Annotated in this window: 11 protein-coding genes and 2 tRNA genes; 9 read left to right on the plus strand and 4 right to left on the minus strand. The window is 40.0% G+C overall.

The window, feature by feature from the left end:
• Positions 1 to 62: 62 nt before the first annotated feature.
• Positions 63 to 647, minus strand: a complete 585-nt coding sequence (locus tag N3A72_08115) for a hypothetical protein (GenBank protein ID MCX7919556.1) — start codon at positions 645 to 647, stop codon at positions 63 to 65.
• 162 nt (positions 648 to 809) lie between these two features.
• On the opposite strand from N3A72_08115, the gene N3A72_08120 reads away from it, so the two are divergent.
• On the plus strand, positions 810 to 1,493 hold the full coding sequence (locus tag N3A72_08120) for an SOS response-associated peptidase (GenBank protein ID MCX7919557.1): 684 nt from the start codon (positions 810 to 812) through the stop codon (positions 1,491 to 1,493).
• A gap of 118 nt (positions 1,494 to 1,611) precedes the next feature.
• A complete protein-coding gene (locus N3A72_08125) occupies positions 1,612 to 2,784 on the plus strand; it encodes a DUF362 domain-containing protein (protein MCX7919558.1) in 1,173 nt (390 codons plus the stop codon).
• A 95-nt stretch (positions 2,785 to 2,879) separates the two neighbouring features.
• Here the strand turns inward: N3A72_08125 and N3A72_08130 are convergent, their stop codons facing one another.
• Positions 2,880 to 3,962 (minus strand): hypothetical protein, encoded by a 1,083-nt coding sequence (locus N3A72_08130; GenBank protein ID MCX7919559.1) that lies wholly within the window; start codon positions 3,960 to 3,962, stop codon positions 2,880 to 2,882.
• A 25-nt stretch (positions 3,963 to 3,987) separates the two neighbouring features.
• Complete coding sequence (locus tag N3A72_08135; protein MCX7919560.1) at positions 3,988 to 4,701, minus strand: hypothetical protein; 714 nt, start codon at positions 4,699 to 4,701, stop codon at positions 3,988 to 3,990.
• A 171-nt stretch (positions 4,702 to 4,872) separates the two neighbouring features.
• Here N3A72_08135 and N3A72_08140 point away from each other — a divergent pair, with 171 nt between their 5' ends.
• The 6 genes from N3A72_08140 (at position 4,873) to mltG (ending at position 10,285) form a co-directional block, all read left to right on the plus strand.
• On the plus strand, positions 4,873 to 5,511 hold the full coding sequence (locus N3A72_08140; protein ID MCX7919561.1) for a DUF4412 domain-containing protein: 639 nt from the start codon (positions 4,873 to 4,875) through the stop codon (positions 5,509 to 5,511).
• 103 nt (positions 5,512 to 5,614) lie between these two features.
• Positions 5,615 to 5,690: transfer RNA gene (locus N3A72_08145), tRNA-Thr, on the plus strand.
• Between the two features lie 50 nt (positions 5,691 to 5,740).
• Positions 5,741 to 5,825, plus strand: a tRNA-Tyr gene (locus N3A72_08150).
• Positions 5,826 to 6,077: 252 nt separating this feature from the next.
• Positions 6,078 to 8,714 (plus strand): alanine--tRNA ligase, encoded by a 2,637-nt coding sequence (alaS, locus tag N3A72_08155; protein MCX7919562.1) that lies wholly within the window; start codon positions 6,078 to 6,080, stop codon positions 8,712 to 8,714.
• Positions 8,715 to 8,826: 112 nt separating this feature from the next.
• Positions 8,827 to 9,246, plus strand: a complete 420-nt coding sequence (ruvX, locus tag N3A72_08160) for a Holliday junction resolvase RuvX (protein ID MCX7919563.1) — start codon at positions 8,827 to 8,829, stop codon at positions 9,244 to 9,246.
• Positions 9,230 to 10,285 carry an endolytic transglycosylase MltG gene (gene mltG / locus N3A72_08165; protein ID MCX7919564.1) on the plus strand — a complete coding sequence of 352 codons (1,056 nt, stop codon included), beginning with the start codon at positions 9,230 to 9,232 and terminating at the stop codon, positions 10,283 to 10,285. Before ruvX ends, mltG begins: the two co-directional genes overlap by 17 nt.
• Before the next feature lie 80 nt (positions 10,286 to 10,365).
• Here mltG and N3A72_08170 read toward each other — a convergent pair whose 3' ends face one another.
• Positions 10,366 to 11,130, minus strand: a complete 765-nt coding sequence (locus tag N3A72_08170) for a sugar phosphate isomerase/epimerase (protein ID MCX7919565.1) — start codon at positions 11,128 to 11,130, stop codon at positions 10,366 to 10,368.
• A gap of 117 nt (positions 11,131 to 11,247) precedes the next feature.
• Between N3A72_08170 and N3A72_08175 the strand changes: the two genes are divergently transcribed.
• Positions 11,248 to 11,931, plus strand: coding sequence for a glycosyltransferase family 2 protein (locus tag N3A72_08175; GenBank protein ID MCX7919566.1), 684 nt, complete (start codon positions 11,248 to 11,250; stop codon positions 11,929 to 11,931).
• Positions 11,932 to 12,034 lie beyond the last annotated feature (103 nt).

Genomic DNA, 12,034 nt, shown 5'->3' on the forward strand with positions numbered 1-12,034 from the left:
CTCGTCAAGATTACAGAGAATACGCTCTAGCTAGTCTATTAATTCTGCAAATTAACTCATGGTTAATGACATTGAATCTTCTGAATAAACTGAATTATTTCTTCACAATTAAACTTATCCACTTCGGCAGAGCTGGTAATATAATAGCTCTTTTTTGTTATCGGACAATATACACAAGCAACTAGTCCGGTTTTAACCGGAGCAACATGGCGGTCTTCAACCAGAACATACGGAACGATATGGGTTGTAACGAGTGTATTTCCATGTTTAAGAATCAGCGGGTTTTTAAGTCGGGTAAATGTCGTACGGAATGCAACAATTTTCCCCGGATGATTGAATCGAGCGATAAACCCTTGCGGGAGTCGGTCTTTTCTAGGCCAGAGCCGACGCTGAATTGAAATCCGTTGACCGGTACTAGAGTTATCGAGAACGATACTTTGCGCTAATGGTAAATTGGTAACTAAGGAAATCCGATAATTCTTAGGTACTTCAAATCGAATAATTTTCCGGCTATCGGCTAACTTAACCTCATCTGAACTAAAATATCCGTACCGGATTGACCAAAGGAGATATATCAGAAGGAATATTACAATAACAATGAACAGTTTTCCAAAGAAAACCACATGTTTTCGTATTTGGTCAGTCATATTTTAAGGTTCAATTTTATATTAGGAAAGAGTATCGTGTCATCGAAAACGGATAATCCCTCTTCCTTCCGAACGGTTACTCTCATTTACCGGTTATACATCATACCAAAAAAGATTTTGAAACTACAACCAGAATTCGCTCTCCTATGCTATAATAAATTTATGTGTGGTAGGTTTATTCTCTTAGAGCCAGAACGTATCATCCAGCGATATGCAATTCAAGAAAAACCAGCATTTTCGGTAACCGCACGATATAACATCGCTCCTGGGCAACTCGTTCCAATTGTGATTCGAGAAAATCCGATTCGGTTAGAATTAATGAAATGGGGATTAATCCCATTCTGGGCGAAAGACCCTGCTATCGGTTACCAGATGATAAACGCTCGAGCTGAAACGATTGCGGAAAAACCGTCTTTTAAATCGGCGTTGCAATCGAAACGATGTCTAGTACCAGCATCTGGGTTTTATGAGTGGAAAGAAATCAACGGACAAAAAATGCCGTATTTAATTAAATTGAAAGAGGTTTCCTTATTTTCTTTTGCTGGGTTATACGACATTTGGTTGGATGAATCGAAACAGGAAATTAAAACATTCACCATTATTACTACCGCAGCAAACGCATTCATTGCATCTATCCATAATCGAATGCCGGTGATTCTCCGACCATCTGATGAAGAAGTCTGGATAGATGTTGCGCATAAAGATACTTCTCGTTTACTGTCTCTGCTAAAACCTTATCCTGATGAAGCGATGGAAATGTATCCCGTTTCAACCGCAGTTAATAATCCAAAAAATGATTCACCGGAATTAATCCAACCAATCTCCTCGCACATAATGGATAGCTAAATAATTTCACTATAGTCTGAATTGTACCTCGTTGTTGCATCTACAATATCACTTGACAGTTTATTGTGGTATTATTTATCTTTATATGATGTTTTATCGATAGAAAGGACGAAACGATATGGCTAACAAAGTATATTTTGGTTCCGCTAAACAGTATCAATTAAAAGCAGAAGAAACTTTACCAGCTAAATTAGATTTAATTCTCGATAAACTCGCGATTCGCGACCGAGTAAAGAACGAAATCGTTGCCATCAAAATGCATCTGGGTGGTAATGTCGGCTATTCGACCATACATCCGGTTTTTGTCAGAAAGGTGGTTAAAGCGGTGAAAGATGGTGGCGGAAAACCATTTGTAACCGATACGACTCGGTCAGCAATTTCTGCAGCCGAACGCGGATATTCTACCGAAACTCTCGGATGTCCGGTGTATCCAATCTCTGGTTTACAGGAAAAATATTTCTATACTTTCCAAAAAGTATATCGAAACATTCAAGAATGGAAAATGGGCGGATTTATTCACGATGCCACGTTTCTTATAGATTTCGCGCATGTTAAAGGGCATCCTTCATGCAGTTATGGCGGCGCCATTAAAAACTTGGCTCTTGGAGGATTTATCGGTGAAACACGGGCGAACATACATGATGTCGTTCATTTCGAACCCTACTGGTTTCCAGAACAATGTTCGGATAGAAAAACGATGCAGAAAATAATTGACTCGTGCCCGATGCAAGCACTGGTTTTTGATAAGAAAGACTCGCATAAATTGCATTTGCATTTTGAACCGTGCAATCAATGTTTTGAATGTTTGAAAGTCGCACCGGATGGCGCATTGAAACTATCGCCGGAGTTATTTGCTTCGTTTCAGGTAGCGTGTGCTATTGCAGCGGGATTAGTTTTATCAACGTTCAGACCGGAAAAACGGGTTTTCATTAATCTCATCAATAACGTTACGCCGGTTTGTGATTGTTTTGGATTCACTGGAATGCCAATTTTACCGGATATTGGTATTCTCGGTTCAGATGATATCGTAGCAATTGAACAAGCATCGTTAGATTTATTAAAACCACATAAAATTTTAGCAGAAAATCTACCAGGTGAAATGCGATATCAACCGAGGGTTAAAGGTCACCCGTTACAGAAAATTCATGGGGTATATAAAGACCCGTATATTGTGGTGCAAGAATTAGAAAAACTGGGGTTTGGAAGTCGAAAATATGAATTGGTTGATGTGTATCCGGTGAAACGACCGAAAGAATTCAAATCTGCGTATATTCCCGCAGATGAGAGATAGGAAAACCAACAAAAAAAATCAAAAACGGAAGAACTCACGATACTACCTGGTTTTTTGTTCTTCCGTTCTCACGATTCTTGGTATTACCCGATAATCTAGCCTAATTCTTGTTGCGCTTTCAATTCTGCAATTCGTTTCTTTTCCGCTCTCGCTAAGAAGCCGACAGCGATAAAAATGAAAATTAACGATATCCAGTCTTCTTTTTTAGGATATTTACCGCCGAAAATAACTGCAAATAACAACGTCGCGGTTGTCCCCGCAACCAATGAGGTTAGCCGATTTGATAGTCCAGCAAAAGTTGCGGTTCGTCCTTTAAACATAAACAAAAATACTGAAAAGAACGCTAGAATTCCATAGGGTAAACCGGAAGCGATTTCCCAAGGCCAATATTTTGTTGGATTGCTAAGTGCTTGCTGATAGAGAACAACTGCTTTCGCATCGGAACGTACCAGATAGAATAAAATTAATCCTACAATGAACATCGTAGATGAAGCAGCAATTTGTTCAATGGCAAAAAATCCTTTATTATCTTGCGGGACACCTTTCCCGCGAGTATTCCGAAAGTAATTCATAATATAGAGACGGATGAAATATGCCGTTAAATAGCTGCCTAAAATTGCCATCGCTGCCGGCGAATGTAAAAAATCAAATCCACCAGCTTTTTTACCAAAAATAATATGGACACTTACCGCAATTATCGCAAAAATCACCGCTACTTCTTCCTCCCAATAAACCTTCTTATGGAGGATACCCTGTTTAATTTGAATCGCATCAATAATTCGACTGATCACAATTATGCTTCCGCGCATAATTACCATCGCAACCATAACCGAAATCGGCAACAGATACATCAAGGTAGTCGTGGGAATAACCACTGCGGTGCAGATTCCGGAAGGTATGATGTAATAAATCTCTACTGGAATTTTCCATTTCCCGAATGGAACTAACTGATTCGATTTGAGCCGATACCAGCGGTAGAGAAATACTATCGCTAAACAAATTAAACTACCACCTATCGTGTTATATACCAAGTATTCCATTTCGCCGACCCCAAGCAATCCTTTATCTGCTGGTCCGGTGAAATATTTTACGGCGACTCCCGTTATAACATACAAAAAGAAATACCACGCACAAAATGTTATTAGTTGCCGAGTACTACCTTCTTGCACTTTACCCATACATTTAATCCTCTTTTGAAAAAAGTTATTTTTTCATTAGGTTCCACAACCGACCGAAAACATCTTCTAACGCCGGTCCAAGTTTTGCAGGGTCATCGGTTTTTTCCGGTTCGTTATCGAAAACGACATACGGAACTTTATATCCTTTAATTTCGATGAAACCTTCATTACCAGGTGCAATCTTATCCCAATCGTTAATTTTATAGTAATATTCCATCTTATCATCTGGTAACGAATGGTATAAAACGCTATCCTCTAGTCCTTTCCGGGCACGGCGCCGATTCTTGCGGCAGGATTCTTCATAAGATACTTTAATATAACAAATTCCCGCATGTTGTAAGATCGCTTCGGATAAATAGGAAAATGCTTCTGCAAATGCGTTTTCACCGCCGCGCGCGAATTCAATGATGGCGGTATTCTCTTCGAGGAAATTCGGATTATCGCGCAGTTTTTTAGCAAACGCATTGTTGATTTTTTCAATACAAACGTTCCATAAAAATTCATCTTTAAAATAATAATCCGACCGCGTATGTAATCGTTCTTTACCATATTTTTCGAGAATATCATCTTCTTCAAACCAATCCCAGATATAAGGAAAATCATCGATTTCAACAAATGCCCCGATATGAAACCGTTGTTTGCGTTCTTCGATCGGTGTCTTTTTCAGATAATCAATCACTTCACTTTTGCCAGCCGCTGGACGACCGATTAAGATTATGACTGGAAACGTATTTGCCATATTTCCTCCTCCGTTAACCGCAGAAGATCGTATATAATTTAATGGTAGCATTATAGCGAACTTTGAAAAGTAGTGTCAATGATTTTCCGCTTGCTGAATCTATAAAATTCCAGTAGAATAATGTTGCAATTAGATACAATTAATGCTGTATAAAATGAAAGGTGGGATTTTATGAAGGTTAGACTTATGCTGCTATGTTGGTTGAGTATACTTTTTAGCATAGGAATTTGTTTTGCTGAACCAACTAATTATACCGCAATGATGGTTATGGATACCATGCAATCGAATTATGCACGCGATGGCAAGAAAATCCGCACCGAAATGAATATAGGTGAAATGGGCAAAATGATTCATATCGTTCGCGCTGATGTAAAAAAGAATATTATGCTTAACCCTGCGACAAAGATGTATTTTGAAAATGTCTGGGAAGAAAATAAGATGCAATCTGACCCGGCAATGTTCGAGAGTGATCCCAACTATAAAATAGATAAGGTGAAGGTTGGTACAGAAACAATCGATAAACATCCGTGCGTCAAATATACCGTAACGATTACTAATAAAAAAACTGGCGAAAAACATACCGGCACGATTTGGGAAGCAACCGATTTACAGAATCTGGTAATTAAATATGAAATGATACAGGATAATAAAAAGATGACGATAGAATGGAAAAATATTAAGTTGAATGCGGCAACCACGGATATGTTTGAAGTTCCTGCTGGATACAAAAAAGCGAACAGTATGATGGAATTGATGGGTATGGGAGCTATGGGTGGAATGCCAGGACGGTCACGGGGGAAAATGCCATAGTAAGGATACTTACTATCTTGCGGAGAATAGGGATATCGAGTAAAATAATATTGAGATGCCGTTCCAATATTGCTATTGGAACGGCATTTTATTCGCAATATCAGCCGGCGTAACTCAGATGGTAGAGTAGCTGATTTGTAATCAGCCTGTCGGGGGTTCGAGTCCCTCCGCCGGCTCCATCATTTTAAATTTTTGTTGTTTCGTGGTACAATAATACGCTAAATATCGAGGACAGGTTCCCGAGCGGTCAAAGGGAGCAGACTGTAAATCTGCCGGCGATGCCTTCGGAGGTTCGAATCCTCCCCTGTCCACCATTCTTCATAGCTATCGTATAGGGAATATATAGTAACAGTGCTTAATTTTGATTTAAAGAAATATCATCGTATAATCAACCTCTACCATAGTTTTATCTTAAGTTAATTGGTTAATCATCTATCTATTTAAGCGAGTATTTATAGCATAAAAATATTTGCGAAGATTAGCATAATTCTATAGTATAATGCTGAATAGTCAATGAGAAGACATTGGCATTCAGCATTATGTGTTTATAGCGCCAGGAGCGTTTTATGCTTACGAAAGAAATCCGGTTACGTTTCTTAGAGTTTTTTCAACGGTATGGACATACGTTAGTACCCAGCGATGGGTTAATTCCAAAGCATGACCCAACGTTATTATTTACCAGTGCTGGAATGGTGCAGTTTAAAGACCATTTTCTGCAGAAGATTAACCTCGAATATACCCGTGCTGTTTCGTGTCAAAAATGTTTACGAACCTCTGATATAGAAAATGTTGGTCGTACCGCTCGCCATCACACCTTTTTTGAAATGCTCGGTAACTTTTCATTTGGCGATTATTTTAAACAGGAAGCAATTCGCTGGGCATGGCAGTTTGTTACCGAAGAATTGCATCTGCCTAAAGAAAAATTATGGATTTCAATTTATACCGATGACGATGAATCGTTTAATTTCTGGCATACAGAAGCTGGTGTAGCGGCAAATCGGATTGTCCGATTAGGGAAGGAAAGCAACTTCTGGCAGATGGGTGAAACAGGTCCTTGTGGACCCTGTTCTGAGATTCTGATTGACCAAGGAGAAAATGTAGGGTGTCGGAAACCGAATTGTTCTCCAGCATGTGATTGCGATCGGTTCCTTGAGTTCTGGAATTTGGTTTTCACTCAATTTGACCGTCAAGCGGATGGAACTTTACTTCCCTTACCCAAGAAAAATATTGATACTGGCATGGGATTAGAACGAACCGCAGCAATTGTTCAAGGAGTACGGAGCAACTTCGAGATAGATTTATTTCGACCGCTAATTCATTACATTCATGAGTTTACGGATATCCGCTATGGAAGTGATGCGAAATCCGATATATCGTTTCGGGTTATCGCTGACCATAGTCGTGCGTTAACCTTTGCTATCAGTGAAGGTATTCTCCCTTCGAACGAAGGACGCGGGTATGTTATCCGTCGGATTCTTCGTCGCGCCTATCGCCATGGAAAATTATTGGGAATAGAAGAACCGTTCTTATATCGAGTAGCCGGCGAAGTGGTTGAGTTGATGCAGGATACGTATCCGGACTTGCGAACGCGCTGGCAACATACTTCAAACATTATTCTTACGGAAGAGAAACGGTTCGAAACCACACTCAACCAAGGATTAGCGCTACTGGATGAATGGATCAATAAATTAAAACAAACTGGGGATACCGTTATTCCTGGAGAAATTGCGTTTAAACTCTACGATACGTATGGGTTCCCATTAGATTTAACTATGGATATTGCTGCAGAAAATCAACTTACCGTTGACCAATCCGGATTTAACGCTGAATTATCTCTGCAGCAGGAACGAGCTCGAGCTGCATGGGTTGGTTCCGGTGAACAGAAAGTATCTGATGTCTATCATCAGATACAGAAACAATTCGGGGATACGGAATTTCTTGGGTATAAAAAAGAAAAGCTTCATGCAAAACTACTCGCGATAATTAAAAACGGACAAATTGTTGAATCGGCTGAACCCCACGAGACGGTTGAACTTGTGTTTGACCGAACCCCGTTTTATGCAGAATCCGGCGGACAGGTTGGAGACACCGGATGTATCACTAAAGGAAAAGGGACTAAAGCTGAAGTTTCTACTACGGTCAAAAAAGTTGGGAATTCAATTATCCATCAGGTGAACATTCAAAAAGGAAAAGTTAACGTTGGAGAAAACTATCTTTTAACCGTTGATAGTGAAAAACGGTATAACACCGCACGAAACCATACGGCTACGCATCTCCTGCATACTGCATTACGTCGCGTGCTCGGTGACCATGTGCATCAATCTGGCTCGTTAGTCGCTGCAGACCGACTCCGATTCGATTTTACTCACTATCAAGCGCTAACCGAAGAAGAACTTAATCGCGTTGAAGAAATTGTTAATCAACAAATTCAAAACAATCTCCCAGTTAAAGCACTGATTTCGTCGGTTGAGGAAGCGAACCGGCTTGGTGCAATCGCTTTATTTGGTGAGAAATATGGGAAATTGGTTCGCGTGATTAAAGTTGCGGATTTTTCGATTGAACTGTGCGGTGGAATCCATGTAGCGCGGACTGGTGATATTGGTTTATTTGTTATTGTAAGCAGTGGTGCTGTTGCCGCCGGAGTTCGCCGAATTGAGGCGGTTACCGGAAAAACCGCATTTCACTATCTGAAAAAAATGCAACGGATACTATTTGATACCGCAGAATTAGTTAAATCTGAGCCAGATAAACTATATTCACGAATTGAATCGCTAGTCGCTGAAACTAAACAACTACATAAAGAAATTGAAAAACTTAAAACGCAGAAGACCTCAATTAATTTAGAATCAATCCTGCAATCAGCTGTTGAAACTAATGGTATCAAAGTTATTGCTCAGAAAATAAAAGATGGTGACCAGAAAACATTATTGAGTATAACTGACCAGTTAAAAGCCAGACTGCATAATTCGGTAGCTGTTCTCGGGTCGAGTTTAGCGGATAAAGTTTACTTAATTGCGCTGGTTACTAAAGATTTAACCAATCGGGTTCATGCGGGAAAATTAATCCAGCGAATTGCAGCGATAGTTGATGGTGGCGGCGGTGGTCGGCCTGACCTTGCTCAGGCAGGCGGGAAAAATCCAGCGAAATTAGATGAGGCGTTATCCCAGGTTCCTGAATTCGTTAAACAGATGATGCAGAGATAATGTCAATGCGAAATGTTAAATTAAAACCCAATTTGACACATTGCAACATGAGATACTTTGGGATTAAACCATTTGACACTGATTAATCTTATACTACTTTCTACGTTTCATTATGTCTATTCTCGGTCTTGATGTTGGGGAAAAACGTATCGGCGTGGCTATTTCAGCTGGCGATGGAAATATTGCGGTTCCGTTAAAAGTTCTCCATCGGATGTCAAAAGAAAAAGATATTCGAGAAATTAAAAATATTATTGCAGAAAATAAGGTTACTGAAATTGTGGTTGGGTTACCTCGACGGCTTGATGGAACACTCCAGATTCAAGCGGATAAAGTTCAACGGTTCATCCAGCTGTTGCAAGAACATATTGATATCCCAATTCATACCTGGAACGAATGGCTGACCTCCAAAGAAGCGGAACGAACCCTTATTACAGCTGATGTATCCCGGCAAAAAAGGAAACAGGTGATCGATAAACTCGCAGCGGTATTAATCCTACAGGGGTATCTTGATGCGCATGAAACGAAAAAATAAAATCATTTTAGCTATCATTATATTTCTGCTCCTTGATATTCTGATTATTCTCTACATCAATATTTATACCCCTTACGATAGTAAATACTATTCGCGCACGGTTATTATCCCCCCGAAAACCAGCACCTACGGAATAGCGTTATTATTGGAGCGAGCAGAATTAATCAATTCACCGCTGTTATTCGTTTTGTATGTTAAACTCGGCGGCGCCTCGAAAAGTCTGAAAGCCGGAAACTATCAGCTCGATTCGCAGATGAGTTTAGCTGAGATCGTCAATCGGTTACAGGTTGGAGCAGAAGCTACCGGTTCAATGGTAACTATTCCGGAAGGATATAATCTCGAACAAATTGCTAATCTTTTGCAATCTCGGGCGATTGTAACCGCAACAGATTTCATTGCCGCAGCGCAGTCCCCGGAATATTTAGCTCGATATCGAATCTCGCGCAATAATCTGGAAGGATACTTATTTCCGGATACCTACCGTTTCTATCCGAATATTCCGGCAAAAAAAGCTATCGATTTGATGCTCGTTGAATTCGATAAACAGGTTATCCCGCTTTATGAAAATGCTAAGAAACATACGAAATTTTCTCTCGACCAGATAATCACGTTAGCGTCATTAATCGAAAAAGAGACTGGCGGTGAAAGCGAGAAAAAACTTATTTCCGCAGTATTCCATAATCGGCTTAAACGCGGCATGCCACTCCAATGCGACCCGACCATACGATATATTGTTAAAAAACCGACAGAGCTGTTAACGAAAGAAGATATGCAGGTCGAATCACCGTATAATACGTATTTACATCGAGGATTACCTCCGGGACCAATCTGTAATCCGGGATTATCATCGATCGAAGCGGCGTTACATCCAGACCCGAGCGGATATCTCTATTTCGTTTCCCGCAACGATGGCACGCACGAATTTAGTTACACGCTGCAACAGCATAATATAGCTGTGCTCAAATATCAGAGAAACAATAAGGATAAAAACGGAGAAAGCGTAGGAGCGCTTGATACGGCAACCACGACAGCCCAATAGCGGGATTCAATATTCATTGGCAAAGTTCAAATACCAAATTCGTAAAGTGTAAAGGAACAGGTTAAGGTGTTGTGGTTGCGCTATACGATTCCTTTGCTTTTCAAGAACTCTAAACTCATCTTGATACTTTCAAATACTGACCGTTGACACACATCCTGTTCAACGATATACCATTGCATTTTCGCTTCTTGGCACGCAGCGAAAATATCATCCCAATCGAGAATGCCATATCCAACTTCAGCGAACGATTGCTTTTCATCATTCGCCATATCTTTCAGATGCACTAACGGGCTACGATCCGCATATTTCCGAATATATTCTGCTGGGTTTTCTCCGCCATGGTGTACCCAATAAACATCTATTTCGGTTTTAACCAAATCCGGAGCACAGGTTTCGAATAAAATATCATACGCATATTTCCCACTAAATTTAACGAATTCAAAACTATGGTTATGATATGCGAATTCAAATCCGTGCGCTTTACATCGAGAACCGATTTGATTAAAAATCTCTCCTATTTTCTTCCAATCATCAACCGTTTGCCGTCTTTCAACCGGAATCCATGGACAAACAAGATAATTGTTGCCAATAAGGTTATGAAATTCTAAAACACTTTCCAGTTCATTTTCTAATTTATCGAGTGGGACATGTGCTCCCGCAGGGGTTAAGCCGAAATCAGCTAAAACAGATTTCAATTCTTGCGCGGATAAATTCCCGCTCCATGAACCGGAAATCTGGACTGCCGGATACCCGATTTCCGCAACTTTTTTTAATGTTCCGATATAATCTTTTGCCAGTTCATCGCGAACGGTATAAAGCGCTAAAGCTACTCGTTCTTTAGGCATAACTCTACTCCTTCTTGATATAATATTTATTACATAATTATACCGTATGACTTAAGGACGTAAAAACTTAGGAACGAAAGAACTGTTGGTTATTCCGTTTTTTCGTTATTAATAAAAATGAAACTATCAGTCATAGTTCCGGTATATAACGAAAAAAATACGATTCGTGAAATTTTGCAAAAGGTTCGCAATGTTCCAATTGAGAAAGAAATCATCGTGGTTGATGGCAATTCAACTGATGGAACCAAAGAGATTCTCGCAGAAGAAGCGAACCAACCGGATACGAAAGTTATCTACGAACCGGCACCGCGCGGGCGGGGAGCAGCATTAAAACTCGGGATGCAACATGCTACCGGCGATATCTATATTTTTCAGGATGGCGATTTGGAGCTTGACCCTGCAGATTATCCGGCGTTAATCCAACCGATTGAATCGAATGCGGCGAAAGTAGTTTTCGGTTCTCGGTTCCTTGGCAAATCGACCGGATACATGAATCCGTTACAACTATTCGGGAATAAGTTTTTAACCTGGTTAGTGAATCTACTGTACGGTAGTAAATTAACTGATGTCGAAACCTGCTACCAGGTATTTCGCGCAGAAGCTGTGAAAGATATTGAAATTAAAAGTAACGATTTTAATTTCACGGTTGAACTTGCGGTGAAATTGATTAAAAAAGGATTTCAGATAACCGAGATTCCGATAAAATATACGCCACGAAGTCGCGATGAAGGGAAAAAAGTCCGGTGGAAAGACGGGTTTACTTCACTCTATACACTGATTAAATACCGATTTGTTAAATAACCTCTTAACCAAGACACAAAGAGACCAAAAGTTGAGTTGATAAAATTTGGTTTCGTTTTCATTTGACATCAGATGCTTTTTTTAGCGATAATGGTTACTCGTT

It is taken from the genome of bacterium (assembly GCA_026416715.1).
Classification (GTDB): Bacteria; UBP4; UBA4092; order JAOAEQ01; family JAOAEQ01; genus JAOAEQ01.